Annotated in this window: 23 protein-coding genes; 18 read left to right on the top strand and 5 right to left on the bottom strand. The window is 71.0% G+C overall.

The window, feature by feature from the left end; genetic code table 11:
* Positions 1-15 precede the first annotated feature (15 nt).
* The 3 genes from ACWC09_RS38365 to ACWC09_RS38355 are packed head-to-tail and all read right to left on the bottom strand — an operon-like array spanning position 16 to position 5,312.
* Positions 16-2,289 carry a transglycosylase domain-containing protein gene (locus tag ACWC09_RS38365; protein WP_450855668.1) on the bottom strand — a complete coding sequence of 758 codons (2,274 nt, stop codon included), beginning with the start codon at positions 2,287-2,289 and terminating at the stop codon, positions 16-18.
* A gap of 54 nt (positions 2,290-2,343) precedes the next feature.
* Positions 2,344-4,620 carry a bifunctional polysaccharide deacetylase/glycosyltransferase family 2 protein gene (locus ACWC09_RS38360; protein WP_450855667.1) on the bottom strand — a complete coding sequence of 759 codons (2,277 nt, stop codon included), beginning with the start codon at positions 4,618-4,620 and terminating at the stop codon, positions 2,344-2,346.
* Between the two features lie 14 nt (positions 4,621-4,634).
* Complete coding sequence (locus ACWC09_RS38355; RefSeq protein WP_450855666.1) at positions 4,635-5,312, bottom strand: hypothetical protein; 678 nt, start codon at positions 5,310-5,312, stop codon at positions 4,635-4,637.
* 492 nt (positions 5,313-5,804) lie between these two features.
* On the opposite strand from ACWC09_RS38355, the gene ACWC09_RS38350 reads away from it, so the two are divergent.
* Positions 5,805-6,542 (top strand): RNA polymerase sigma factor, encoded by a 738-nt coding sequence (locus tag ACWC09_RS38350; protein WP_450855665.1) that lies wholly within the window; start codon positions 5,805-5,807, stop codon positions 6,540-6,542.
* Positions 6,527-7,336: a hypothetical protein gene (locus ACWC09_RS38345; protein WP_450855664.1), complete on the top strand. Its 810-nt coding sequence runs from the start codon at positions 6,527-6,529 to the stop codon at positions 7,334-7,336. Before ACWC09_RS38350 ends, ACWC09_RS38345 begins: the two co-directional genes overlap by 16 nt.
* Before the next feature lie 91 nt (positions 7,337-7,427).
* On the opposite strand, the gene polX is transcribed toward ACWC09_RS38345, so the two are convergent.
* A complete protein-coding gene (polX, locus tag ACWC09_RS38340) occupies positions 7,428-9,170 on the bottom strand; it encodes a DNA polymerase/3'-5' exonuclease PolX (protein ID WP_450855663.1) in 1,743 nt (580 codons plus the stop codon).
* A 163-nt stretch (positions 9,171-9,333) separates the two neighbouring features.
* Here polX and ACWC09_RS38335 point away from each other — a divergent pair, with 163 nt between their 5' ends.
* The 16 genes from ACWC09_RS38335 to ACWC09_RS38260 all read left to right on the top strand — a co-directional run bounded on the left by ACWC09_RS38335 (position 9,334) and on the right by ACWC09_RS38260 (position 25,054).
* Positions 9,334-10,344 (top strand): lytic murein transglycosylase, encoded by a 1,011-nt coding sequence (locus ACWC09_RS38335; RefSeq protein WP_450855662.1) that lies wholly within the window; start codon positions 9,334-9,336, stop codon positions 10,342-10,344.
* A gap of 117 nt (positions 10,345-10,461) precedes the next feature.
* Complete coding sequence (locus ACWC09_RS38330) at positions 10,462-11,469, top strand: sigma-70 family RNA polymerase sigma factor (RefSeq protein WP_450855661.1); 1,008 nt, start codon at positions 10,462-10,464, stop codon at positions 11,467-11,469.
* A gap of 97 nt (positions 11,470-11,566) precedes the next feature.
* Positions 11,567-12,514, top strand: coding sequence for an ABC transporter ATP-binding protein (locus tag ACWC09_RS38325; protein WP_450855660.1), 948 nt, complete (start codon positions 11,567-11,569; stop codon positions 12,512-12,514).
* Positions 12,511-13,281, top strand: coding sequence for an MlaE family ABC transporter permease (locus ACWC09_RS38320; protein ID WP_450855659.1), 771 nt, complete (start codon positions 12,511-12,513; stop codon positions 13,279-13,281). The genes ACWC09_RS38325 and ACWC09_RS38320 overlap by 4 nt, the downstream gene beginning before the upstream one ends.
* A 3-nt stretch (positions 13,282-13,284) precedes the next feature.
* Entirely contained in the window at positions 13,285-14,088 is an 804-nt protein-coding gene (locus tag ACWC09_RS38315; RefSeq protein ID WP_450855658.1) for an MlaE family ABC transporter permease, read from the top strand.
* 5 nt (positions 14,089-14,093) lie between these two features.
* A complete protein-coding gene (locus tag ACWC09_RS38310; protein ID WP_450855657.1) occupies positions 14,094-15,329 on the top strand; it encodes an MCE family protein in 1,236 nt (411 codons plus the stop codon).
* Complete coding sequence (locus tag ACWC09_RS38305) at positions 15,326-16,363, top strand: MCE family protein (protein WP_450855656.1); 1,038 nt, start codon at positions 15,326-15,328, stop codon at positions 16,361-16,363. The genes ACWC09_RS38310 and ACWC09_RS38305 overlap by 4 nt, the downstream gene beginning before the upstream one ends.
* Positions 16,364-16,632: 269 nt before the next feature.
* Positions 16,633-17,613 (top strand): MCE family protein, encoded by a 981-nt coding sequence (locus ACWC09_RS38300; RefSeq protein WP_450855701.1) that lies wholly within the window; start codon positions 16,633-16,635, stop codon positions 17,611-17,613.
* Entirely contained in the window at positions 17,610-18,737 is a 1,128-nt protein-coding gene (locus ACWC09_RS38295; protein ID WP_450855655.1) for an MCE family protein, read from the top strand. Before ACWC09_RS38300 ends, ACWC09_RS38295 begins: the two co-directional genes overlap by 4 nt.
* The gene (locus tag ACWC09_RS38290) at positions 18,734-20,011 is read left to right on the top strand and encodes an MCE family protein (RefSeq protein ID WP_450855654.1); all 1,278 of its coding nucleotides are present in this window, start codon (positions 18,734-18,736) and stop codon (positions 20,009-20,011) included. Before ACWC09_RS38295 ends, ACWC09_RS38290 begins: the two co-directional genes overlap by 4 nt.
* Positions 20,008-21,285, top strand: a complete 1,278-nt coding sequence (locus tag ACWC09_RS38285) for an MCE family protein (protein ID WP_450855653.1) — start codon at positions 20,008-20,010, stop codon at positions 21,283-21,285. Before ACWC09_RS38290 ends, ACWC09_RS38285 begins: the two co-directional genes overlap by 4 nt.
* The gene (locus ACWC09_RS38280) at positions 21,258-21,761 is read left to right on the top strand and encodes a hypothetical protein (protein ID WP_450855652.1); all 504 of its coding nucleotides are present in this window, start codon (positions 21,258-21,260) and stop codon (positions 21,759-21,761) included. The genes ACWC09_RS38285 and ACWC09_RS38280 overlap by 28 nt, the downstream gene beginning before the upstream one ends.
* Positions 21,762-21,788: 27 nt before the next feature.
* Positions 21,789-22,472, top strand: a complete 684-nt coding sequence (locus tag ACWC09_RS38275) for a hypothetical protein (protein ID WP_450855651.1) — start codon at positions 21,789-21,791, stop codon at positions 22,470-22,472.
* 160 nt (positions 22,473-22,632) lie between these two features.
* Positions 22,633-23,454 carry a TIM barrel protein gene (locus tag ACWC09_RS38270; protein ID WP_450855650.1) on the top strand — a complete coding sequence of 274 codons (822 nt, stop codon included), beginning with the start codon at positions 22,633-22,635 and terminating at the stop codon, positions 23,452-23,454.
* A 23-nt stretch (positions 23,455-23,477) separates the two neighbouring features.
* Entirely contained in the window at positions 23,478-24,371 is an 894-nt protein-coding gene (locus ACWC09_RS38265; RefSeq protein WP_450855649.1) for a 2-hydroxy-3-oxopropionate reductase, read from the top strand.
* A 443-nt stretch (positions 24,372-24,814) separates the two neighbouring features.
* Positions 24,815-25,054, top strand: coding sequence for a hypothetical protein (locus ACWC09_RS38260; RefSeq protein WP_450855648.1), 240 nt, complete (start codon positions 24,815-24,817; stop codon positions 25,052-25,054).
* Between the two features lie 237 nt (positions 25,055-25,291).
* Here ACWC09_RS38260 and ACWC09_RS38255 read toward each other — a convergent pair.
* The coding region (locus ACWC09_RS38255) for a thiamine pyrophosphate-dependent enzyme (RefSeq protein WP_450855647.1) at positions 25,292-25,687 on the bottom strand (396 nt) is incomplete at its 5' end.

The following is a 25,687-nucleotide window of genomic DNA, read 5'->3' as shown; positions in this document are numbered from 1 at the left end:
GTTCTTTGTTGTCGGTCAACGGCACTTGTGGGCGTGGCACTTGGGGCGGGTCGTCGGAGCGCCCGGCGTGGGTGCGGTCGTGGTGGTCGTCTTCTTGCCGGTCTTGCCGCCCCGCTTGCCGGGGGACGCGGACGCGGAGGGCGTGGGAGCGCCGGGCTCGTCGGTGCCGTGGCCGAGGGTGGCGGGCGTGGGGAAGGGGGCGTCGGGCAGGCCGGCGAGGGCGTCGCGCATGTACTGGGTCCAGATGTCGGTGGGGATGTCACCGCCGAACACCTTCTGCAGACCACCGACGCCCACCAGGGATTGCAGCTCCGGGTGGTTCGCGTCCTCCCGGAAGAGGACGACGGAGGTGGCGAGCTGCGGGGTGTAGCCGATGAACCAGGCCGACCGGTAGTCGTCGGTGGTTCCGGTCTTGCCTGCAGCGGTCCTGCCGAGAGCCTGGGCCTTGGTGCCGGTGCCCCGGGCGATGACGCCCCGGAGCACGTCGGTCACGTTGTCGGCGAACGGCGCGGGCAGGGCCCGCACGGGGGTGGGGGCGGTGAAGCCGGACAGTGCCGAGCCGTTGTGGGTCACCTTGGTCACCGAGTACGGGGCGGCCTGCATTCCGGAGGCGGCGAAGGTCCCGTAGACACTCGCCATCCGTATGGCACTCGGTGTCGAGGTGCCGATGTAGAAGCCGGCGCTGGGGGCGGCGAGGCTGTCCGGGCGCAGGCCGAGGGTTTCGGCCGTCCTCGCCACGTTCCCGTAGCCGACGTCCTCTCCCAGCTGCACGTACGGCGTGTTGACCGACTCCTCCATCGCCTTGCGCAGGGAGATGTAGCCCCAGCGCTGGTCGGTGTCGTTGTGCTGGTGGAGGAGGCCGGTGGGGTCCTTGGGGTCGGCGACGTAGTTGCCCTGCTGGTCCTTGATCCGGATGCCGTCGTCCCCGTCGAACTTGCTGGCCGGGGTGATCGACTCCGGGGACCTGCCGGGTTGCAGCACGGCTCCGTGCTGCAGTGCGGCGGCGAGGACGACGGGTTTGAAGGTCGAGCCCACCGGGACGCCGGAGGTGTCGGCGTTGTCCGAGTAGTGGGCGTGGTCGAAGCCGGGGCCTCCGTAGACGGCGAGGATCCGGCCGGTCGTGGGTTCCACCGAGGCGGCTCCGACCTGGACGTCCCGGTCGACCGACCGGTGGGCCGGGTCGAGGCGTTGCCCCCGCACCTTGGCGACGGCTCTGGCCAGTTCCGCCGTCTTCTTCCGGTCGAAGGTGGTGTGGATCTGGTAGCCACCCCGGCTCAGGCTGCTGTCGGTGATCGTCGGGTCGTGTGCCTCGATGTACGACCTGGCGAGTTGGACCAGGTAACCGGTCTCGCCCGTGAGCCCCGCACCGGGGGTCCACTTCCTGGGAGCGGGGAATCCGGCGGCCGCGTACCGTGCCCGCTGCCCGGGCGTGAGTCTGCCGGTCTTCACCATCCGGTCGAGCACCCAGGACCATCGGGCTTCCGCCCGCGCCCTGGCCGCGGGGTCGGAGTCCACGTGCTGGAAGAGACTCGGCTCGTTGACCGCCGCGGCGAGGAAGGCTCCCTGGCTCACGTCGAGCTTCTCCACCGGGAGGTTGTAGTACATGCGGGCCGCGGCCTGGATGCCGTTGGCCTGACGGCCGAAGAAGCAGGTGTTCAGATATCCCTGGAGGATCCGGTCCTTGGACATGACGGCGCCGATCTTGGTGGAGATCAGCAGTTCCTTGAACTTGCGTGAGACCGTCTGCGACTGATCCAGGTAGGTGTTCTTGACGAACTGCTGGGTGATCGTCGATCCGGACTGGACGGAGCCGCCCTCGGCCATGTGGACGACGGCGCGGGCGATTCCCTGGGGGTCGATACCCGGGTCGGTGTAGAACGAGGCGTTCTCCGCGGCGATGAAGTCCCCCTGCACATCGGCGGGTACCTGCGAGAGCGACACGTTCTGCCGGTTGACGCTGCCGTCGGTCGCCAGGACCGTGCCGTTGGACCAGTAGTAGACGTTGTTCTGCAGCAGTGCCGTGGGATTGGGGTCGGGGATGGTGACCGTGGCGTAGGCATAGCCGACGGCCGCTGCCGTGCCGCCGAAGAAGAGCAGGAAGAGCGCGAGCAGTTGGCGCACCGACGGCAGCCAGCGGCGCAGGCCCGCCCTGCCTCGGCGCGGGTAGTCGAGCCAACGTTTCTTCTGCGGCGCCCTTCGACGTGAGGGCCGGCCGCCCATGCCACGGTCACCCCCGGCACGCGTGCCGCTGTCGTTGCGCTGCGGCGGTCGGCGCCGGCGTCCGCTCATGGGCTCTGCTCACTCTCCTCTCAGCTCGGTGGGGATCACTACCGCTCGGTCGGCTCAGTACAACTGCCCTGTCTCGTACGGCGACGGCTGCTGGTGGGGGTCGTACGGCACCCACTGCGGCAGTCCGGCGTCCTGCGGAGGGAGGTAGTCGCCGGGCGCCTCCGCGGCCACCGGGGCCACCGCGCCCACCGGGGCCCGCAGGCTGCCGTACCGCTCCATGCGCTGCCACCGCAGCCGTGAGCCCGACACGGCGGTGAAGACGGACTGGATCACCACCAGGTACATCAGCTGCCGGTGGACGAACTGCTGCAGCGGCAGGCTCCACAGCGGGCCCGGGCGTTCTCCGTCCAGGCGGAACGCGTACAGGCCCATCAGGAGCTGCAGGAGCAGGTAGGCGAGCCACAACCCGATGATCCGGACCGGGTCGAGGAAGACCAGCCCGTACAGGGCGAAGACGTCCACGACGGGTGCGAGCAGGGGCAGCAGTACCTGGAAGAGCAGCAGATAGCCCAGGCCCCGACGGCCCAGTTTTCCTCCCGCATCGCGCTGCACCAGCGCGCCGCGGTGCTTCCACATCGCCTGCAGGGTGCCGTAGCACCAGCGGTACCGCTGCCGCCACAGGGCACTCAGTGACGCGGGCGCCTCGGTCCAGGCCACCGCGCCCTCCTCGTACACCACGCGCCAGCCGTCGCGGCACAGCGCCATGGTGAGGTCGGTGTCCTCGGCGAGGGTGGTGTCACTGACGCCGCCGAGGTCGAGCAGAGCCCGGCGGCGGAACGCGCCGACCGCTCCGGGGACGGTCGGCATGCATTCGGCGAGGTCGAACAGGCGGCGGTCGAGGTTGAAGCCGACCACATACTCGATGTGCTGCCAACGGCCAAGGAGACCACCACGGTTGACGACCTTGGCGTTGCCCGAGACGGCGCCCACGCGGGGGTCGGCGAAGGGCTGCACGATCGTGCGGACGGTGTCGGATTCGAAGACCGTGTCGCCGTCGACCAGGACCACCAGGTCGCAACTGGCGGCGGCGAGACCGGCGTTGAGCGCGGCGGGCTTGCCCGCGTTCGGCTGCCGGATCACCCGCACCGGCAGGTGGAGCGACTCCACCAGGTCGGCGGTCCCGTCGGTGGAACCGTCGTCCACCACGATGATCTCCACCGGATGGTCCGAGGCGAGCAGTGAGCGTACGGCCGCCTCGATGCCGGCGCTCTCGTTGTACGCGGGGACGACGACACTTACCGGCTCGGTCACCGGCGGCCCCCAGGAATGGCCGCGGCGCCTCTTGCGCAGGCGTCGGTGCCGCCGGGCGGCGATCAGTACGACGGCAGCGCGCAGCACACTGATCGCTCCGGCCGCGTACATCAGCACGCCCAGCAGCCACACGATCCAGTCGCCGCCCCGCAGCACCTTGATCAGGGCCAGCCCCTGCAGATGGTCGCCGAGCCCGGCGGGCTGGACGGGCGCGGCCATGCCGACCGCGTCGCCGACCGTCGCGAACCGGAATTCCTTCGCCTTGAGCCGTGGGACCAGAGCGCTCAGCGCGGCGACGGTCTGTGACCGGTCGCCGCCGCCGTCGTGCATCAGCACGATCTGCCCGGCGTGGCCATGCGGTGTCGCATCGGCGAGGATGCGGTCCGCACCGGGGCGCCGCCAGTCCTCGGCGTCCTGGGTGGAGAGCACCGTGACATAGCCCGCCGCGTCGGCCTGTCTGAGGACGGACCAGTCGGCGTCGTCCAACGCGTCGTTCCTCGAGGAGAACGGCGGCCTCAGCAGTGCGGTGGTGACGCCCGCGGCGCCGGCCACCGCCAACTGCGTCTCGCGCAGCTCCAGAGAACGCTGCCACGGGGCGAGACGGGCCAGGTCGGGATGGGTGAAGGTGTGGATGCCGATCTGGTTGCCGTCGGCGATGATCCGGCGGACCAGCTCCGGGTGGTCGACGACCTCGGTGCCGACGACGAAGAAGGTCGCGTGCACATGGTTGCGGCGCAGCACGTCCAGGATCCGTGGCGTCCAGACGGGATCGGGCCCGTCGTCGAAGGTGAGCGCGACGGTGCGGGCCTTCACGCGGGCGGTGTGCGCGGAGGTGGCGGCGTTCGCGATCACCGGGCCGCCCTGGGCCACCCCGCTGGGTACCGCGTCGCTCCGGCCACGGGCGCCGGTCACGTCGTCCGATGCGATCCCGAACATGTGATGGGTGTAACCCTGCAGCAGGAGGGCCGTCGCCAGGGTCACCGCCAGCACGCTCAGCAGCAGCCAGTGGGTGCGGGGCGTGATCCGGCGGGTACGGCTGTGACGGTGAGCTGGAGCGTTGCGGCGTCGGCGATCGGTCACGTCAGGGCCTTGCGTCACTTCACGGGGTGGTGGGACGAGCCGAGGGCGCGCCCCTTGGAGGTGGGGGTGGCGGCCTGGTTCGGCTTGGTGGTCCGGGTGGGCGTCGCGGTGGGCCCGGACGTGGCCGCAGGGGCGGTGGAAACCGCCGACCGCCGGGGGACGCCGGGGGTCTGCCGCAGCGCGGGGCCGGCCTTCTTCCGCGCAGTGGTGGGGCTCGTGCTCTCTCCGGAGTGCCCGGAGTCGGGTGCGGTCGCCCGGGGCGCGGTCGGGTGCGGGGAGTCCGGCTGCGGGACGAACGGAGAGCTGATGCTGGGGCCGCCCAGCATCGTGCTGATCAGCAGGGCGACGTAGCCGCCGGCGGGGATCGCCAGCAGCCGGGCGGCGCGGAGCACACGGCGCTGGCGTCGCCCCGAGGAGTCTACGAAGACGGGCCGCACCGACTGTCCTGCGTGCGTGTCCGATTCCGGAACGGGGTGGCCGGCCGTGTCGAACCGCGGGAGCGGCACGGTGAGGACATCGCCATGGGCAGAGTCCCATGCCGTCGTGGCCGGGTCCGGTCCGGCGGCGTGAGGATGCGTGCCGGCGGCACAGGGATGCGTTCCAGTGGCGTACTCGTAGCCGTAGGCATACTGCCCGGCGCCGCCGTACGGATCCTCGCCGTACGACCCGCCGTCTTCGTCCGTCCACTGCACGAGTCGTGCTCCCTGTCCCCGGCCGACCGACGCGGCCGTCCGCATGGAAAGAGCGAACGCGGCCGGAAGTGTTACACCTCCGCCCGGTGTGTGGGGGCGGCCGAAACCCCATGGGTGAGGGGGGTTTCGGCCGCCCCGTCCCTCTCCGTGCCGCTCACGGGGGGAGACCTGAGCGGCACGGAGAGGGGTCAGGGGAGTGGTCGATCGCGATGCCTGCATACGGCCGGGCGGTCATCCTTGGCCCGTCCGGCGCGGGCTCGGTACTCATGGAGCGCACGGCCGGCGCGAAACGTCACCCGGCCGGGAGGTGCCCGCCGCACACCGCCGTCCCGGCACCGCCGGACGTGGGGCGCCGACGAGCTGTGAAGGATGCGCTGTGCGTTGTGACACTTCTGTGAGGACGCGCGCTGGTCACCATGGGGGCGTCGATGCGACCGGAGCACGGCGGACGGCATGGACGAGCCATGAAACCCGCTGCGAACGAGGAAAGTCTTGGGCCAGGTACGGCAACCCCGCCGCGTGCAGGCGTACGACAGGGAACTGGGCGCGGCAGTCGCGCGGGCCCAGGATGGTGACGAGACCGCTTTCGCGGTCGCCTACCGGATCGTGCAGCCGGGCCTGCTCGGCTACCTGCACGGTCTCGTCGGCAACGACGCAGAGGACGTGGCGTCCGACGCCTGGCTGGTGATAGCCCGCGACCTCGGACGTTTCAAGGGCGACGGGGCCGGGTTCCGCGGCTGGACGGTGACGATCGCCCGGCACCGGGCACTGGATCATCTGCGCCGGCAGCGGGTACGGCCCCGGGCGGGCGGGACCGAACAGGACGTACTGGACCTGCCCGGCCCGCACAGCACCCATGAACAGGCCCTGGAGTCGCTCTCCACCGAACAGGCCCTGGAACTGGTCCGCGGGCTGCCGCGGGACCAGGCCGAGGCCGTACTCCTGCGGGTCGTCGTCGGCCTGGACGGCCCCGCCTCCGCACGTGTCCTCGGCAAGCGCCCGGGAGCGGTGCGCACTGCCGCACACCGGGGCCTGAAACGCCTCGCCCGCCAGTTGGGCGTCGACAGCGAGGCGAAAGAGGGTGTGACGGATGAGGCCGCCCGGACGCTGGGGGGAGTCGGTACGACAACGGCGGCGACAGCAGGCCGACAGACGGGCACCAGGGCTCGGCACGCGGAACGGATCGACCCTGTCGGACAGGAGCGGAAGCGGACATGGGTGAACGGCTGAGCGGCAACGGAGTCCCGGGCCGTCGACGTCTGCACCCCCGCGACGCCGTGTCCGGCCCGTGGGACGTGCGTGACCCCGCCGCGCTGGAAACGGTGCTGGCCCTCGCCCTGCGCGGAGGCGCTCTCGACCCCGAGGCCGAGAAGCAAGCCCTGGCCGCCTTCCGGACCGCGCACGGCGCGGGCGCGCACCGTGCGCGTACCCGGCACCGGGACGACTGGCGGCTGCCCGCGGAGCGGCGGGTCGGGCGCCCTGTGAAGATGACGTTCGGCGTGGTGTTCGCCGGCTTCGCCCTGGGCGGTGTCGCGGTCGCGGCCATCGGTTCCGCCGGCTCGTCCACGGACGGTGCCGGTACCGGCCGGGGGACCCCACACTCGTCGACGCTCGCCCCGGGCAGGCCGGGCGATGAAGCCCCCTCGGCGTCCTCCGGCGGCCCAGGACCGGCGGACGGCTCCGGCCCCGCCCAGGACACCGAAGCCCACTGCCGCGCCTACGAACAGGTCGAGGAGCGAGGTCAGGCGCTCGACGCGAGGGCCTGGCGGCAACTCGTCGTCTCCGCCGGCGGGAAGGACAAGGTCGCCGCGTACTGTTCGGAGCAGCTCGCACGGGCGACGGCCGCGCCGGGCACGCCGTCCGGCACGGGCAGAGCCGGCGAGGCCACCGCAACGGCCGGCAACGGCGCGGCGGGGAACACCGGCGCCCCCGCCAACGGCGCTTCAGGCAACCCCGGCGGCCCGGACGACACCGCCGGGAACGGCAAGGCAAGCGGCGGCCAGGGCAGCGGGAAGCACCATTAGCCCCCATTGGCCCCGGACCCGTCGGCCCGGCCGTACGCCGTCCGGGGTGTGCCGAGAGCTTGGGGCACGCGTTTTCGGGCAGGTCTCGCCGTCACGACCTCCCCTTCCGCAGGAAGCCCCGCAGCCGCCGCTCCGGCCAGGTGTTGATCACGTCGTCCTTGGTGAGCCAGCCGCGCTGGGCGGTGCCGATGCCGTAGCGCATGTGGGCCAGGTGCGGTACGGCGTGGGCGTCGCTGTCGACGGCGAACTTCACGCCGTGCCGCCGGGCCCGCAGGATGTCCTCGTCGCGCAGGTCGAGGCGGTCGGGGTGGGCGTTGATCTCCAGCGCGGTGCCGGTGCGGGCGCAGGCGGCGAAGATCGCGTCCAGGTCGGCGTCGATGCCGGGCCGCTTGCCGATGATGCGGGTGGTGGGGTGGCCGATGATGTCGACGTACGGGTTCTCGCAGGCCCGCACGATGCGCCGGGTCAGTGCCCGGCGGTCCTGGTGGAAGTGCGAGTGCACGGAGGCCACGCAGAGGTCGAACCCGGCGAGGAACTCCTCCGGCCAGTCCACCTCGCCGTCGGGGCCGATGTTCAGCTCGGTGCCGTGCAGCAGCCGCAGGCCGCCGCGCCTGCCGCGGGTGGCGTAGGTGCCGTCGAGTTCGCGTACGCGCTCGCGCTGGGCGAGCATCCGCTCGTCCGTCATGCGCTGCATGGCCATGTCCGGCGCATGGTCGGTGACCGCGTAGTAGGCGTAGCCGCGCGCGGCGGCCGCCTCGGCCATCTCCTCCAGCGGGGCGAGCCCGTCGGTGAGGTCGGTGTGGGTGTGCAGATCGCCGCGCAGGTCGGCCTCGGTCACCAGGTCGGGCAGTTCGTCGCGCAGCCCGGCCTCGATCTCCCCGCGGTCCTCGCGGAGCGTGGGCGGGATCCACGGCAGCCCGAGCCGGGCGTACACCTCCTCCTCCGTCTCGGAGACGATCTTCTCGCCGCTCTCGACGTCGAAGAGCCCGTACTCGGAGAGCTTGAGCTTGTGGTGCACGGCCCGCTCGCGGGTGCGGATGTTGTGGGCCTTCGAGCCGGTGAAGTACTGCAGCGCCGCGCCCCAGGAGTCCGGCGGTACGACGCGCAGGTCGACGTTGAGGCCCTTGCTGGTGCGCACCGACGTCTTCTTCTCGCCCTGTCCGATGACCTCGGTGACGTACGGCAGCCCGGTGAACGCCCGCATGATCGGTGCCGACTTCTCGGCCGCGGCGAGGATGTCGATGTCGCCGATCGTCTCCCGGACCCGGCGCAGCGATCCGGCATACGCGCACCGCAGGCAGCCCTTGACCGCGGACAGCGCGGTGACGATGTCGTCGGCGAGTTCCATGGCGACGTCGAGCTGGACGCGTCCGCCGGCCGACTGCAGGAGCTCGATGCCGTGGAGGATGTTCTCCTCGGTCTTCGGCCCGAAGCCCTTCAGGTCGCGCAGCCCTTCCTCGTGGATGGCGTCGGCGAGTTCGTCGACCGAGGAGATGCCGAGCTCCTCGTACACGGTCAGGGCCTTCTTGGGGCCGAGCGTGGGGATGGCCGTGAGGCGCCGAACCCCGGCGGGGATCTTCGCGCGCAGTTCCTCCACGGCGGACACGCTGCCGTTGTCGAAGTACTCGAGGACCTTCTGGGCGATCGACTTCCCGACGTTCGGGATCTGCTGGAGGCCCTTGAGGTCGAGCGTGGAGACGTCGGCGTGGTGGCCGCCGACCGACCGGGCAGCCTTCTCGTAGACGCGTGCCTTGAACGCGTCTCCTCCGGTGATCGAGATCAGGTCCGCGTACTCCTGGAGCAGCGCGGCGACCTCGTCGTTGGACCGGGCCACGCCTTCAGGGTAGGGCCTGTCCGGCGGATCAGGTCGGCTGCAAGAAACAGCACGACCCCGCGACGCCGACATGATCCGCCGGCCAGGCCCTCAGCACACCGACGGACGTGCCGCCCGTCCCCGTAGAGCAGTCGAGAGCAGCTCACAGGGAGGGGATCGGGACGTGGCAGGGCAGAGGGTCAGACGCGTCAGGGGTACGGCGGTCGCGGCGGCGGCGATGGCGGCGCTCACGGCGTCGCAGGCACCGGGGGCGGCCGAGGCGCGGGCCACCGTGGCGACTCGGGAGACCGCGGAGCACGGGCCGAGCGTGTCCGGTGACACTCCGTACCGCACGGATCTTCCACCGCTCACGCGCAGGCACAAGGGCACGGACGCGGGAACGGGCACGGCGTCGGTGACCGGCGGCGCGGTGCCCGCCACCGTCTTCGCCGCCTACCGGAACGCCGAGACCGAGCTCGCGCGCAGCGAACCCGGCTGCGGACTGCGCTGGCAGCTGCTGGCCGCGATCGGCCAGGTGGAGTCGGGGCAGGCGGGCGGCGGCCGGGTGACCTCGGACGGTACGACGGTGACGCCGATCCTGGGTCCACGGCTGGACGGCGGCGCCTTCGCCGTCGTACGGGACACGGACGGTGGGGCCTACGACGGGGACGCGGTGTACGACCGCGCGGTCGGGCCGATGCAGTTCATCCCGTCGACCTGGGCACGCTGGGGCACCGACGGCAACGGCGACGGGCGGGCCGACCCGGACAACGTCTTCGACGCGGCGCTCGCCGCCGGGCGGTATCTGTGCGCGGGTGGACGAGATCTGTCCGACCCCGCCGGGCTGGACCAGGCGGTTCTCGGCTACAACCACTCGGCGGCGTATCTGCGGACGGTCAGCGCCTGGTACGCGTATTTCCTGGAGGGGCATCGGGTGGTGCCGGACGGCTCCGGCTCCGTGACGCCGGCCGCGCGGTCCTCGGAGCATCCGACGCCGTCGCGGCCGAAATCCACGCCGGAGCCGAAACCGACCCCGACGCACCGCCCCAGTACCTCCCCGTCGCCCACGCCGGCCTCTGCGACGCCCGCCAACTCCCCTACGGCGCCCGGGAAAACGTCGCAGCCCCTCGCCCCCACACCCGTCCCGACCATCGACCTCCCCGTCGGTGACCTGCTGCCCAGCACCGGCCTGTGACCAGTAACAGCGCGGACTCGATGGCCTCCACCCCCTCCACAACCGCGGCTACCCGGCGGTAATGTCGCCACCCGCCGGACCGGGACAAGACCGGCGGGTGAGCGCGAAGGGGCCCTCATGGCGACGGACATGCCTGCGGAGATACGGGCAGACGAGCGTTGGCAGCGGATGTGGAGCCACCGCGAGCAGCTGCTCAAGGTGGCTCGGCGCCGGTCGATGAGCCTCGAGGACGCCGAGGACGCGGTGCACGAGGCGATGCTGCGCGCGGCGGAGCGCCCGGATCTGGACGACGAGCGGCTCGGTGCCTGGCTGACGACGGTCACGATGCGGCTGTGTGTGGACCGGTACCGGCAGGTCAACCGCGAGGCCGAGGTGCACAGCAGGCCCACGCTCGTCGCGCCGGGGCCCGTGCCTGTCGAGGAGGCCGTGTGCGACCGGGCCGAGGCCAAGTGGCTGGCCGTGCGCAGCGGGGAGCTGCCGGCCCGGCAGGCGGAGGCGCTGCGGCTGAAGTCTCAGGACCTGGACGTGAGCCAGGTCGCCGTGCGGATGGGGTTGAGCTACCGCACGGTCGAGTCGCTCCTGGCCCGGGCCCGGCGGACCCTGCGGAACTCGCTGGCCGCGACGCTCGGCTTCGCCCTGTTCCTGTTCGGACGGGGGCGCCTCAAGGCCGGCGGCAAGGCGCAGGCGGTGGCGGTCGCGTCGACCGCGGCGACGCTCGCGGTGGCCGGGTTCGTGCTGCCGTACGCGCTGGACATGGGCGGCAGCGGGCCGACGGCACCGCGGCCGTCCGTGGCCCCTGGCACGGGCGCCCTGCGGACCGACGCCACCGGCACGACCCGCGCCCGGCAGTCGCCCGAGCCCTCGTCCACGACGGCCACTCCCCGAGCGGCCGGGGCGCCCGGCGACGGGGCTCCGGTGGTGCCGCTGTCCGTGCCGCCCCTGCCGGAGGTGTCGGTGTCCGCGCCGGAGGTCCCGAAGGTGCCCGGGGTGTCAGGGGTCCCCACGCTGCCGAAGGTGACGGATCTGCCCGACCTGTCGGCCGTCCCGACCGAGTCGGCCGTCCCCGCCGTGCCGTCCGTCTCGCTCCCCACCCCCACCTTGAGCGCGCTCCCCTCGGTCCCGTAACCCGCTCGAAAAAAATCCGCTTCCCCCGCGACGGACGCCCCGCCCCTCCCCGTAGAGCAGGTGTCGGAGCTGCTCCACGGGCCGAGAGGTGGACCGGATGGGTGTCGAGATCTGTGTGGAAGGGCTGACCAAGTCCTTCGGTCACCAGGTCATCTGGCAGGACGTGTCGCTGACGCTGCCCGCCGGGGAGGTCTCGGTCATGCTCGGCCCCTCGGGCACGGGCAAGTCGGTGTTCCTCAAGACGCTCGTCGGGCTGCTGAAGCCGGACCGGGGCTCCGTGAAGATCGCCGGCCGGGACATCACCCGGCTGCGCGAGCACGAGCTCTACGAGGTGCGGAAGCTGTTCGGCGTGCTGTTCCAGGACGGCGCCCTGTTCGGCTCGATGAACCTGTACGACAACATCGCCTTCCCGCTGCGCGAGCACACCCGCAGGTCCGAGAGCGAGATCCGGCGCATCGTGCTGGAGAAGATGGACATGGTCGGGCTGATCGGCTCGGAGGGGAAGCTGCCCGGCGAGATCTCCGGCGGTATGCGGAAGCGGGCCGGGCTGGCGCGCGCCCTGGTGCTGGACCCCGAGATCATCCTCTTCGACGAACCCGACTCCGGTCTCGACCCGGTCCGCGTCGCCTATCTCAACCAGCTCATCGTCGACCTCAACGCCCAGATCGACGCGACCTTCCTGATCGTCACGCACGACATCGCCTCGGCCCGCCAGGTCCCGGACAACATCGGCCTGTTGTTCCGCCGCGAGCTGGTCATGTTCGGGCCGCGCGAGGAGCTGCTGACCAGTGACGAGCCGGTCGTGCGGCAGTTCCTGAACGGCCGGATGCAGGGCCCGATCGGCATGGCGGAGGAGAAGGACGCCGCGCAGGTCGAGCAGGAACTGGCCGCGCTCGGCGACGGCGAGCGCACACGGACCCCCGGCAGCCGGGCTCTGACTCCCCGCCTGCTGCCGGGCCCCGGCATCCTCCGCCCGCCCCGCTGGGAGGCGATCGCGCAGCGGGAGGCGGAGCTGCGGCACCGGAAGGTGGTGGCGGACGCATGAGCCTGTCGCCCACCGGGGCGCTGCGGCACACCGGGAACCTGTTCGCGATGGCGCTGGACGTCGTCCGGACCATGCCCCGACGGCCGTTCCAGGCAAGGGAGTTCATCCAGCAGGCCTGGTTCATCGCGAGTGTGACCATCCTGCCGACGGCTCTCGTGTCCATCCCCTTCGGCGCGGTCATCGCGCTGCAGATCGGCAGCCTGACCCGCCAGCTCGGCGCACAGTCGTTCTCCGGGGCCGCCTCGGTGCTGGCGGTGCTGCGGGAGGCCTCGCCGATCGTGACCGCACTGCTGATCGCGGGTGCGGGCGGGACGGCGATCTGCGCGGACCTCGGGGCGCGGAAGATCCGTGAGGAGATCGACGCGATGCAGGTGCTGGGCATCGATCCCATCCACCGGCTGGTCGTGCCGCGGGTGCTGGCGTCGATGGTGGTGGCGGTGCTGCTCAACGGCCTGGTGTCGGTGGTCGGGGTGGCCGGCGGCTACTTCTTCAACGTCGTTCTGCAGAACGGCACTCCGGGCGCCTATCTGGCCTCCTTCACCACGCTCGCCCAGCTCTCCGACCTGTGGGCGGCCGAGATCAAGGCGCTGGTGTTCGGGGCGATCGCGGCGATCGTCGCCTCGTACAAGGGACTTACCGCGAAGGGCGGGCCGAAGGGTGTGGGCGACGCGGTGAACCAGTCGGTGGTGATCACCTTCATGTTGCTGTTCGTGACGAACTTCGTGATGACCGCGGTGTACTTCCAGGTCGTCCCGCAGAGGGGCTGAGGCATGGCGCTGTTGAACCGCCTGGAGCAGTTGGGCGTCCAACTCTCCTTCTACGGACGCTCGTTGGCGTGGACGGGCCGCACCGTGCGCCGCTACAAGAAGGAGATCCTGCGGCTGCTCGCCGAGGTGAGCTTCGGCCGCGGGGCGCTCGCGGTGGTGGGCGGCACTGTGGGTGTCATCGCCTTCCTGTCCTTCTTCACCGGCACGGAGGTGGGCCTGCAGGGCTACGCCGCGCTCAACCAGCTCGGCACGTCCAACTTCGTGGCGTTCCTGTCGGCGTACTTCAACACCCGCGAGATCGCTCCCCTCGTCGCGGGGCTGGCGCTCTCGGCAACGGTCGGCGCGGGCTTCACCGCCCAGCTCGGCGCGATGCGCATCAGCGAGGAGACGGACGCCCTGGAGGTCATGGGCGTGCCCTCGCTGCCGTTCCTGGTGACCACCCGGATGATCGCCGGGTTCGTCGCCGTGATCCCGCTGTACGTGGTCGGGCTCCTGTCCTCGTACCTCGCCGCCCGCACGATCACCACCGGCTACTACGGGCAGTCGGCGGGCACCTACGACCACTACTTCTCCCAGTACCTGCCGCCGGTCGACGTGCTGTGGTCCTTCGGGAAGGTGCTGGTCTTCGCCGTCCTGATCATCCTCGTGCACTGCTTCTACGGCTATTACGCGAGCGGCGGCCCGGCGGGCGTCGGCGTCGCGGTGGGCCGTGCCGTGCGGACCTCGATCGTGGCCATCAACGTCCTTGACTTCTTCCTGTCGTTGGCGATCTGGGGCGCCAACACGACCGTGCGGATCGCGGGGTGAACGGTATGAGGGTGCTGAGACTGCGGTTGTACGGCGTCGTGTTCCTCGCCGTGCTCGCACTGCTGCTGTCGCTGTCCGTCGCCGTGTACCGGCAGGCGTTCACACCGGTCGTACGGATCAAGCTGGAGGCCGACAGCCTCGGCAACCAGCTCGACCCGCGGGCCGACGTCAAGCTGCGCGGGCTGCTGGTCGGCGAGGTGCGCGACGTGCACGCCGACGGGAGGAAGGCGACGCTCGACATCGCGCTCAAGCCGCAGTACGTCGAGTACATCCCGTCCGACGTGCACGCGCGCCTGCTGCCCAAGACGCTCTTCGGCGAGAAGTACGTCGATCTGGTCGTACCGGCCCGTTCCTCCGCCCGGCCCATCCGCGCCGGCGACGTCATCACCCAGGACCGCACCCGCGTCGGCATCGAGCTCCAGCAGCTGATGAACGACCTGCTGCCGCTGCTGCGGACCGTGCAGCCCGGCAAGCTCAACGCCACCCTCTCCGCGTTCGCCACCGCCCTCGAAGGCCGCGGCGACCGGATCGGCGACAACCTCACGCGCGTGGAGGCCTATCTGCACCGCCTCAATCCCCATCTGCCCTCCCTCACCGAGGACTTCGCCCGCCTGGCCGACGTCGCCGAGATCTACGGCGACGCGGCACCCGACCTCATGAACATCCTGCGCAACACCGTCACCACCAGCCGCACACTGGTCGAACAGCGGGACGATCTCGCCTCCGCGCTCACCACGACCGCGACCGCCGCCGGCACCGCGAACGACTTCCTCGACGCCGACGGCGACCGGCTGATCACCCTCGGCCGCGTCTCCCGCCCCACCCTCGAACTCTTCGCCCGCTACTCCCCCGAGTACCCCTGCCTCCTCGCCGGCCTGGTCCACGAGGAGCAGGCCTCCGAGCAGGCGTTCCGAGGCGGCACGATGCACATCACGCTCGAAGTCGTACGGCAGCAGGGGGCGTACGAGCCCGGCGAGGAGCCGCGCTTCGGCGACCGGTCGGGGCCCGACTGCCGCGATCTGCCGAACCCTTCGGTCCCCGCACCCGGCGTCCACCTCAACGACGGCTCGAAGAAGGGAAGTTCATCGGGACCGCTCGGCGTCTCCGCCACCCGGGCCGAGCAGAACGCCGTCGGCTCGCTCGTGTCGCCGGTGATGGGCGTGCCCGCCGACGAGGTGCCGCCGGTGGCGACGCTGCTGTTCGGGCCGATGGCGCGCGGGACGGCGGTGAGCGTCGCATGACCAGCACCGGAGCTCGGAGCACGGCTGCCCCGCTGATCAAGTTCAGCCTCTTCGCGCTGGTGACGATCGCGGCGACGGCCCTGCTCGCCGCGACCATCGTCAACGTCTCCTTCACCCCCCAGCACACGTACCGAGCCGTCTTCAGCGATGTCACGGGCCTGGAGAAGGGCGACGACATCCGCGTCGCCGGGGTGCGGGTCGGGGAGGTCGAGGGCATCCGGATCAAGGACCGGACGCTGGCGGAGATCAGCTTCAGCGTCGGCGCGGACCGGCCGCTGCTCACCAGTACGCACGCGGTCATCCGTTACCGGAACCTGGTCGGGCAGCGGTACGTCGCCCTGACCGAGGGCGCGGGCGACGGCACGCGGCTGAGGCCCGGCGCCACCATCCCGCTGAAACGCACCCAGCCCGCCCTCGACCTCAACGCGCTGCTGAACGGCTTCAAACCGCTGTTCGCCGCGCTCAGCCCGCAGGACGTCAACCAGCTCGCCACCGAGATCATCAAGACGTTGCAGGGCGAGGGAGGCACGGTCAACAGCCTTCTGGCGCACACCGCTTCGCTCACCACGACGCTGGCCGACCGCGACAAGCTGATCGGCTCGGTGATCGACAACCTCAACACCGTGCTGGGGACCCTGGACAAGCGCGGCTCCCGTTTCTCCGGCCTGCTGGGGCAGCTGCGCCGGGTGATCTCGGGGCTGTCCGCCGACCGCAAGCCCATCGGCGAGTCGCTGGTGAACATCGGCGACCTGACGGACGCCACCTCGGGGCTGCTGACGGACGCACGGCCGCCGCTCAAGGACGACATCGCCGGGCTGAGCGACCTCACCGGAACGCTGAACGACAACGACAAGACCGTGGAGGGCGTCCTGAAGCGGCTGCCGAACAAGCTCAACGCGCTGACGGGGACCGCGTCCTACGGCTCGTGGTTCAACTTCTACCTGTGCGACTTCGACGGCCGGATCGTGCTGCCGAAGACGAAGCAGGTGCTCACTCCCGACCTGCATGTGGCGAGGGCGAGGTGCGGATCGTGACGCGCAGGCAGCGCCCGGAACCCCTGATGAAGGTGCGCATCGACCCGCCGAAGCTGCCGACGATACGGCTGCCCCGGCGAGCGCCCCGCCCCAACAAGCCGCAGCCGATGATGAAGGTCCGCATCGACCCGCCCAGGCTGCCGACGACACGGCTGCCCCGGCGAGCGCCCCGCCCCGCCAAGCCGCAGCCGCAGCCGCAGCCGCAGCCGATGATGAAGGTCCGCATCGACCCGCCCAGGCTGCCCCGCATACGCATCCGGCGCCCCCGTCTGATCCCCTTCCGTGAGCGCAACCCCGTCGTCATCGGCGCCGTCGGCCTCACCGTCCTCGCTCTGCTGACGGTGGCCGCGTTCAACGCCGACAGCCTCCCCTTCATCGGCGACGGAAGGACGTACAGCGCTGCCTTCTCGGAAGCCGGCGGCCTCAAGCCCGGCGACGAGGTGCGGATCGCCGGTGTGAAGGTCGGCAAGGTCGAGGACGTCGACCTGGACGGCGACCACGTCAAGGTCACCTTCAAGATCAAGGGCGATCCGAGGTTCGGGACGGAGACCGGCGCGTCGATCCGGGTCAAGACGATCCTCGGCGCGAAGTACCTCGCCCTGCAGCCCAGGGGGCCCGGGCAGTTGAGGACGGGCAGCGAGATCCCGCTCGGACGCACGGTGTCGGCGTACGACGTGATGCAGGCGTTCAGCGACCTCACCACCACGTCGGAGAAGGTCGACACGGACCGGCTGGCGAAGGCCCTGGACACCATCTCCACCACCTTCCAGGACTCCCCCGCCGAGGTACGCGCGTCCATCAAGGGCCTGTCGCGGATCTCCCGGACGGTGGCCTCGCGCGACAAGGCCCTCGGCGAGCTCCTCGACCACGCGAACGGCGTCACGGGCGTACTCGCGAGCCGGTCCAAGGACTTCACTGCCCTGGTCGAGGACGGCGACCAGCTGTTCAAGGAGATCAGCAGGCGGCGCGAGGCGATCCACAAGCTGCTGAAGACCTCCGCCGCGCTCGGCATCGAGCTCTCCGGCCTGGTCGACGACAACGACAAGGAGATCGGGCCCGCGCTCAAGGGCCTGAACCGAGTGGTGCAGATGCTCGAACGCAACCAGTCAAGCCTCGACCGCAGCGTCAGGCTGCTCGCGCCCTATGTGCGCCTCTTCACCAACGTCCTCGGCAACGGCCGCTGGTTCGACTCCTACGTCCAGAACCTGGTCGCCGCTCCGGTGGCGCCACGGACGGGAGGCGCGCAGTGAGGAGGCAGTCGAAGAGGCGCCTGGCCCTGGTCACCGCACTGGCCGTCGTCGCCGCGCTCACCTACGTGCTGTGGCCGCGGCCCGAGAAGGTCCACGTCACGGCGTACTTCCCGCGCACGGTCGGCATCTACCCCGGCTCGGACGTCCGTGTCCTCGGCGTACGGATCGGCGCGGTCAGGAAGATCACGCCGGAGGGCGACCGGGTGCGGGTGGAGCTGGAGTTCGACGAAGGGCGCAAGGTCCCCGCCGGCGCCGAGGCCGCGATCATCAACTCCTCGGTGGTCAGCGACCGTTATGTGCAGCTGCTGCCGGTGTACCGCAAGGGGCCGGTGCTGCGCAGCGGCGCCGTCATCCCCGAGTCGCGCACCGCCGTGCCCGTCGAACTGGACCGGATCTTCGACAGCCTGCACACCACGGCCGAGGCACTCGGCCCCAAGGGCGCCAACAAGGACGGCTCCCTGTCGCGGCTGCTCGGGGTCGGCGCCGACAATCTCGACGGACAGGGCGAGAACCTCAACCAGACCGTGCAGGACCTCTCGCAGGCCGTCACCACGCTGTCCGACGGGCGCAAGGACCTGTTCGGCACGGTGCGGAACCTGCAGGTGTTCACGGCGGCGCTCGCGGCGGACGACAAGAGCGTGCGGTCGTTCAACACCGACCTCGCCAAGGTCGCCGAGCAGCTGTCGGGCGAGCGCCAGGACCTCGCGGACGCGCTGACGAACCTGGGGACGGCGCTCGGCGACGTGTCCGCGTTCGTGAGGAGGAACAAGAAGTCGCTCACCTCGGACGTGCAGGGCCTCAGCAAGGTGACCAAGGTGCTCGTCACCCAACGGGCCGCGCTGGACGAGTTGTTGCAGGTCGCACCGGTCGGCCTGTCGAACCTCAACAACACCTACAACCCGTCCTCCGGCACCCTCGACACCCGCAACAACGCCCAGCAGGCCCAGGACCCGGCCTCGCTGCTGTGCTCGGTCCTGAGGACGACGGGCGACGAGGGCGGCAAGAACCCCGACTGCAAGGAACTGAGGAAACTCTTCGACTCCCTGCCGAAGCTGCCGCAGAGCACCGCGGTGACGGGCACGGTCGACCGGACGCTCGGCGGGATCCTGGGGGCGAACGCATGAGCGTACGGAGGAAGGCCGGGGTGGCCGCCTGGGCGGCGGTCGGCTCGCTGCTGCTGTCCGGCTGCGAGTTCAACGGCTGGTACGACGTCCAGCTGCCCGGCGGTGCCGCCGCCGACGGGCACGCGTACCACGTCACCGTCGAGTTCCGGGACGTCCTCGACCTGGTGCCGCAGTCGGCGGTGAAGGTCGACGACGTCACCGTGGGCGCGGTCGAGAAGGTGGAGCTGGACGGCTGGCACGCGCGGGTGCGGCTGCGGGTCGCCGACTCGGTGAAGCTGCCCGCCAACGCGGTCGCCGAGCTGCGGCAGACCAGCCTGCTCGGCGAGAAGTACGTGGCGCTCTCCCCGCCGACCGGCACCGCGTCGGTGGGCCGGCTCCGCGACGGCGACCGCATCCCGCTGTCCCGCAGCGGCCGCAACCCCGAGGTCGAGGAGGTCCTGTCCGCACTGTCCGCCCTGCTCAACGGCGGCGGAGTGGCCCAGCTCAAGACGATCACCGTGGAGCTGAACAAGGCCCTGGACGGCCGGGAGAACCGGGTCAGATCGCTGCTCAAGGAGCTGAACACCTTCCTCGGCGGCCTGGACGACCAGCGGGACGACATCGTCCACGCGATCAAGGCCGTCGACCGGCTCGCGAAGCGGCTCGGCCAGGAGAAGAAGACCATCGCCACGGCCCTCGACACGATGCCGCCCGCGCTGAAGGTCCTCGCCGACGAGCGGGGCAAGCTGACGAAGATGCTCACATCCCTGTCGAACCTCGGCAGGACGGGCACCAAGGTGGTCACGGCCTCGCACGACGACACGGTCGCGAACCTCAGGAAGCTGCGGCCGATCCTGCAACAGCTGAACAAGGCGGGCAACGACCTGCCCAACTCCCTTGAGCTGCTGACGACTTACCCGTTCCCGCGCAACGCCGTCGACGCGATCAAGGGCGACTACGTCAACCTCCACCTGACGGCCGACCTCGACCTGGCGGACCTCTACGGGAACGTGGCGGGCGGCAACTCCGGCCAGGACAAGGGCGGTTCACCGACGCCCGGCACCCCGAGCACACCCGCCCTCCCCGACCTGCCGAGCGTCCCGACACCGACCGCCCTGCCGAGCACGCCCGGTGTGCCGGGCGTGCCGAGTGTGCCGTCCCCCTCGGCCTCCTCGGGCGACGGCGACCCGCTGTGCCCGCCCGTGTGCACGAGCGCCTACACCACGAACACGCGCGTGCCCGCGGGGATCGACCTCGCCCTCGCCGAACTGATGCTGAAGGGGGTCCAGCCGTGATCACTCGTACGGTCAAGGCCCAACTGCTCGCCTTCGCCACGGTCACCGCCGTCGGGGTGTCGTACGTCGGCGCCGAGTACACCGGCCTGGTGGACGAGGTCCTGGACCGCGGCTACACCGTGCGGGCCGACTTCGCCGACTCCGGGGGCATCTTCCCCGGCGCGGAGGTCACCTACCGCGGGGTGCCGGTGGGCCGGGTCGGCGCACTGCGGCTGACGGGCGCCGGCGGCGTCTCCGTGGCCCTCGACATCCACGACGGGACGCCGCGGATCCCCGCGGACACCCTCGCCGTGGTCGCCGACCGGTCGGCGGTGGGCGAGCAGTACGTCGACCTGCAGCCGCGCGCCTCCCACGGCCCGTACCTCCTCGACGGCAGCGCCATCCCGCGCGGCAACACCCGGGTGCCGCTGCCCACGACGGACCTCGTGCTCAGCCTGGACCGGCTGGTGAACTCGGTCGGCAAGGACGATCTCCGGGTCACCGTCGACGAGTTGGGCAAGGCCTTCTCCGGCACCGGCCCGAATCTCAGCCGGCTGGTGGACTCGGGCAACGCGCTCGTGGAGTCGGCGTCCGAGTCGCTGCCCCAGACGATCTCGCTGATCGAGGACTCGCGAAAGGTCCTCGGGACGCAGGCCGACCAGGGCTCGTCCATCAAGTCGTTCGCACACGATCTGGCCCTGCTCACCGCACAGTTGAAGTCGAGCGACGGGGACCTGCGCAAGGTGATCGGCAACGCGACACCGGCCGCGCAGGAGGTCAACTCGCTGCTGAGGTCGACCGGTCCGCGCCTCTCGGTGCTGCTGGCCAACCTGATCAGCGGCGGCCAGGTCACGCTGGCGCACCTGCCCGGCGTGGAGCAGGCCCTCGTCACCTTCCCGGCACTGGTCGCGGGCAGCTACACGGTCGTCCCCGGAGACGGCACCACCCACTTCGGACTGGTGGTCAACGCCGACGACCCGCCGCCCTGCACCCAGGGGTACGGCACCACAAGGCGCGACCCCTCGGACACCGGCACGCGCGCCGCGAACACCGACGCGCGCTGCACGGCGCCGCGCGGCAGCAAGACGTCGGTGCGGGGCGCCCAGAACGCCCCCGGCGCGAGGGCCGCGTCCGGCGGCGCGAACCAGGCGGCGTACATCACGCCGTACGACCCGGAGACCGGTACCGCCACCGGCCCGGACGGAAGGCCCGTCGAGATCGGCTCGACGGGCGGCCAGCAGACGGTGTTCGGAAAGGAGTCGTGGCAATGGCTGCTCGTTGGACCGATGGCCTGAACGGGAGGGCGCTCACGATCGGCCTCGTGGTGGCGACCGTCCTGACCACCACGGTCGCCCTCTGGCTGAGCGTCCGCCTCTACGACCGGCACGAGGCGGAGCAGCGGCGCCAGGAGATCCTGGGCGCGGCCCGCCAGTCGGCGCTGAACTTCACCTCGCTCGACTACCGGCACTACGACCGGGACAGCGCGAACGTCCTCAAGGGCGCCACCGGCGACTTCAAGAAGCAGTTCGCCGCCCAGACGGACGACCTGACCAAGCTCGTCGCCGAGAACAGGTCCGTGTCCGAGGGCCAGGTGCTCGACGCCGGCATCGTCCGGTCCGAGGCGCACTCGGCCCGCGTCCTGGTGGTCGCCGACAGCAAGGTGACCAACACCGCCGCGCCCAAGGGGGAGACGCGCACCTATCGGCTGCAGCTCGACCTGGTGTACCGGGACGGCCGCTGGCTGACGTCCGACGTCGAGTTCGTGGGCTGACCCGCACCACCAGTGAGGAGTACGACCATGGCGAACCCGGCCCGAAGCCGAACGATGAACGCGGCCGCGCGCGCGGCGGCCAAGCGGGTGGAGCACCTGAACCGGCCCGAGGAACGGCACGCCGGGCGCACCCTGACGATCGACCCTCCGGCCACGGACGGTGGGGAAGACCCGCCGGAGCCCTCTGCGAAGTCGCCGGAGTCCCCGGCGGACGAGGCGCCCTCACGCCGCTCCCGCCAGTGGTTGCTCACCGTGGTGCTGGGCGCCCTCCTGGTCGTCGGTCTGGTCGCGGTCGCGGTGCTCGGTTGGCGGTACGGGCAGGAACGGCGCACGGAGAGCGCCCGGGCCGAGGCCCTCACGGCCGCGCGGAAAGCGGCACCGGTCGTGCTGTCGTACGACTACCGGCATCTGGACAGCGACTTCGCCCGCGCCCGCACCCACCTGACCGGGCACTTCCGGGACCAGTACGGCAGGACCACGAGCACCGTCGTCGGCCCGACCGCCCTGAAGTACCACGGGGTGGTGAAGGCGACTGTTCCGGCGGCCTCCGTCGTCTCGGCCTCGCCGGACAAGGTCACGGTCCTGCTCTTCGTCAACCAGGTCACGCAGAGCACTCAGGTGTCCGGCTCCCGCCTGGATCTGAACCGGGTGCGGATGACGATGACCAGCACGTCGGAGGGCTGGAAGGTGAGCGCCGTGGACGCACTCTGATCAGTCCCTTCGTCCCGCCCCCGCGCACTCGGCGCGGGGGCGTTTTTTGTGCGGGCGCTCTTGACAGCCTTCCCCCGACACAGGCAGTCTTCCGTTAAGCAGAAATCAACTTCCGCAATACGGAATCTCCAGAGTGCCACGGAAGGGAGCGCCGACCCCCATGGGATTTGCAGACCAGCGCTTCAACGTCAACCTGTCGATCCTCTTCACGGAACTCCCGCTCCTGGAGCGCCCCGCGGCCGCCGCCGCGGCGGGCTTCCCCGCGGTCGAGCTGTGGTGGCCCTGGGTCGACTCCCCCACCCCCGAGCAGCCCGAGCTCGACGCCCTGAGGCAGGCGATCGCGGACGCGGGCGTCCAGCTCACGGGCCTGAACTTCTACGCCGGCCGGCTGCCCGGCCCCGACCGCGGCGCCCTGTCGATCCCGGGCGAGGAGTCGGAGAGGTTCCGCGCCAACATCGACGTGGCCGCCGACTTCGCCCAGTCCCTGGGCTGCAAGGCGCTCAACGCCCTGTACGGCAACCGCGTCGAGGGCCTCGACCCGGCCGAGCAGGACGCACTGGCCCTGCAGAACCTGGTCCTGGCCGCCCGCGCGGCCGACCGCATCGGTGCGGTCCTTCTGATCGAGGCCCTGAACAAGCCCGAGTCACCCCTGTACCCGCTGGTGTCGGCCCCGGCCGCCGTCGGGATCGTCGACAAGGTGAACCAGGCCACGGGCCTCGGCAATGCCCGCTTCCTGATGGACCTCTACCACTTGTCCATGAACGGCGAGGACCTCGCGTCGGTGGTCGAGCAGTACGCGGCGAGGACCGGCCACGTCCAGATCGCCGACAACCCGGGCCGCGGAGCACCGGGCACAGGCTCACTGCCCCTTGAGGACCTCCTCGACCGGCTGAAGAAGGCGGGTTACGACGGCTGGGTCGGTCTCGAGTACAAGCCGGGCGACCGTCCGAGCGCCGAGGCCTTCGACTGGCTGCCCCGCTGACCCCGTACCGAAAGGCATTCCCGATGAGCAGCACCCTTCCCAAGATCGCCTGGATCGGCCTCGGCATCATGGGCTCCCCCATGTCCGAGAACCTCATCAAGGCGGGTTACGACGTCACCGGCTTCACCCTGGAGCAGGACAAGCTGGACCGCCTGGCCGCCGCCGGCGGCACCGTGGCCGGTTCGATCGCCGAGGCCGTGCGGGACGCCGATGTGATCGTCACGATGGTGCCGGCGTCCCCGCAGGTCGAGGCCGTCTCCTACGGCCCCGACGGCATCCTGGAGAACGCCGGGTCCGGCGCCCTGCTGATCGACATGTCGTCCATCACCCCGCAGACCTCCGTCGACCTGGCGAAGGCCGCCCGGGGCAAGGGCATCCGCGTCCTGGACGCGCCCGTGTCCGGCGGTGAGGCCGGGGCCGTCGAGGCCGTGCTGTCCATCATGGTCGGCGGCGAGCAGGCCGACTTCGACATCGCGAAGCCGATCTTCGAGGCACTGGGCAGGACCATCGTGCTGTGCGGTCCGCACGGATCGGGTCAGACCGTGAAGGCCGCCAACCAGCTGATCGTCGCCGTGAACATCCAGGCGTGCGCCGAGGCCGTGGTCTTCCTGGAGAAGTCCGGCGTGGACCTCAGGGCCGCGCTCGACGTCCTCAACGGCGGCCTCGCGGGATCGACCGTGCTGACGCGCAAGAAGGACAACTTCCTCCACCGCGACTTCAAGCCGGGCTTCCGCGTCGACCTGCACCACAAGGACATGGGCATCGTCACCGACGCCGCCCGCAACGTCGGCGCCGCCCTTCCGGTCGGCGCCGTGGTCGCCCAGCTGGTCGCCAGCCTGCGTACGCAGGGAGACGGCGGCCTGGACCACTCGGCGCTGCTGCGGGCCGTGGAGCGGCTCTCCGGCGCCCAGCTCTGATCCAGGCCACACAAGCCTCCGGGCGGCGGCGCCGCTGACATCTGTCCTGTCGCGCCCAGGCGGCGCCGCCGCCCGGAAACCATTTCCTCCCCGCGCACGAGGAGGAGGTCCGCGCCCTGCGCGAGGACTGACCCACAGGCGGCCCGCGACGACCGGACGGCCCGGATGAGGGGTGGCCGGTCGGACGTGTGCGGGCAGGCCGGAGGCCGCGGCGGCGTGCGAGCCAGTGCGGTGGTGAAGGTCCGGGTGCTTCTTCTTCGACCTGAGGGAAGAGGCACCGCGGTTCCGTCGCCGCCGCCGCGGTCCCGGCAACAACCTCATACCTCACCGGCCGTGAGGCGCCGGATGCGGACGGTCCCGCATCCGGCGCCTCACGGCGTTCACAAGCGTGCGCAGGGGCGCGTGGGGGTGCGGACCGGCGCGGCCCGCAGGACGCTGAACGCATGGCACATCCAACGGAACATCCGCACATCGTGGTGCACTCGCCGGCCCTGGACGGCTCCCGGCGGGTCACGGAGGGCGAGGAGACGCTGGGGATCGCCACGCACGTCGACGACGTGGGCGAGATCCTGCGACTGGCCGACCTGTACGTCACCGACGTCGAGGGAAGCGACCTCATCGAGTGGCAGGGAGGCGGTCCCGACGAGTGGCCGGGGCTCTCGGAACACCACGGGGAGACATGACTACGCGCGTACACCTGGGGACGTAGGACGTCTACGCAAACCTCAAATCCTGCTCTGAACACGGTTCAAGAGGCTTCAACCGACCCTGGGTGCGGGCACATTCTCGTCACGCGAGGCCCGCCGACACGGGGGCGGCGGGCCTCGCGACGGGGGAACGGGGGACGGCTCCTGGGAGCCGGGCACGCCAAAGGGGCGGTCCAACCTGGTGGTTGGACCGCCCCTCGGTTGTCGGCCCTATCAGACCTTCAGCGTCCTGATCGACGTCGGCGCGTGTCCCGGCTCGGTCGCGATCTCCTCGAACTCGACCACGTTGCCGATGTCGTTGGTGGTCGACATGGAGATGTTGGTGACCCGCTCCAGGATCGCCTCCACGACGACCGGGACCCGGTACTCCTGCGCGAGCTTCTTCGCCTGCTCCAGGGCCGCTCCCAGCTCGGCCGGGTCCGTCACCCGGATCGCCTTGCAGCCCAGGCCCTCCGCGACCTTGACGTGGTCGACGCCGTAGACGCCCAGCTCGGGCGAGTTGATGTTCTCGAACTCCAGCCCGGGCGGTGGTTGTCCCGGGGTAAGGGTGTAGGCCGTGCGATAGGTAAATCCGTCGTACTTGTGGCTGAGACCTGATGCCGAGCCGAT

The organism is Streptomyces sp. NPDC001617 (genome assembly GCF_053596855.1).
The sequence above is the reverse complement of the archived record's forward strand: the minus strand, read 5'-3'. Positions and strand labels throughout refer to the sequence as shown.

Excerpts from the sequence above, each read along its gene's own strand:
- ACWC09_RS38365 (WP_450855668.1), bottom strand. The coding sequence starts at position 2,289 with ATGAGCGGACGCCGGCGCCGACCGCCGCAGCGCAACGACAGCGGCACG.
- ACWC09_RS38345 (WP_450855664.1), top strand. The coding sequence starts at position 6,527 with ATGGGTGAACGGCTGAGCGGCAACGGAGTCCCGGGCCGTCGACGTCTG.
- ACWC09_RS38330 (WP_450855661.1), top strand. The coding sequence starts at position 10,462 with ATGGCGACGGACATGCCTGCGGAGATACGGGCAGACGAGCGTTGGCAG.
- ACWC09_RS38325 (WP_450855660.1), top strand. The coding sequence starts at position 11,567 with ATGGGTGTCGAGATCTGTGTGGAAGGGCTGACCAAGTCCTTCGGTCAC.
- ACWC09_RS38320 (WP_450855659.1), top strand. The coding sequence starts at position 12,511 with ATGAGCCTGTCGCCCACCGGGGCGCTGCGGCACACCGGGAACCTGTTC.
- ACWC09_RS38315 (WP_450855658.1), top strand. The coding sequence starts at position 13,285 with ATGGCGCTGTTGAACCGCCTGGAGCAGTTGGGCGTCCAACTCTCCTTC.
- ACWC09_RS38310 (WP_450855657.1), top strand. The coding sequence starts at position 14,094 with ATGAGGGTGCTGAGACTGCGGTTGTACGGCGTCGTGTTCCTCGCCGTG.
- ACWC09_RS38305 (WP_450855656.1), top strand. The coding sequence starts at position 15,326 with ATGACCAGCACCGGAGCTCGGAGCACGGCTGCCCCGCTGATCAAGTTC.
- ACWC09_RS38290 (WP_450855654.1), top strand. The coding sequence starts at position 18,734 with ATGAGCGTACGGAGGAAGGCCGGGGTGGCCGCCTGGGCGGCGGTCGGC.
- ACWC09_RS38280 (WP_450855652.1), top strand. The coding sequence starts at position 21,258 with ATGGCTGCTCGTTGGACCGATGGCCTGAACGGGAGGGCGCTCACGATC.
- ACWC09_RS38275 (WP_450855651.1), top strand. The coding sequence starts at position 21,789 with ATGGCGAACCCGGCCCGAAGCCGAACGATGAACGCGGCCGCGCGCGCG.
- ACWC09_RS38270 (WP_450855650.1), top strand. The coding sequence starts at position 22,633 with ATGGGATTTGCAGACCAGCGCTTCAACGTCAACCTGTCGATCCTCTTC.
- ACWC09_RS38265 (WP_450855649.1), top strand. The coding sequence starts at position 23,478 with ATGAGCAGCACCCTTCCCAAGATCGCCTGGATCGGCCTCGGCATCATG.
- ACWC09_RS38260 (WP_450855648.1), top strand. The coding sequence starts at position 24,815 with ATGGCACATCCAACGGAACATCCGCACATCGTGGTGCACTCGCCGGCC.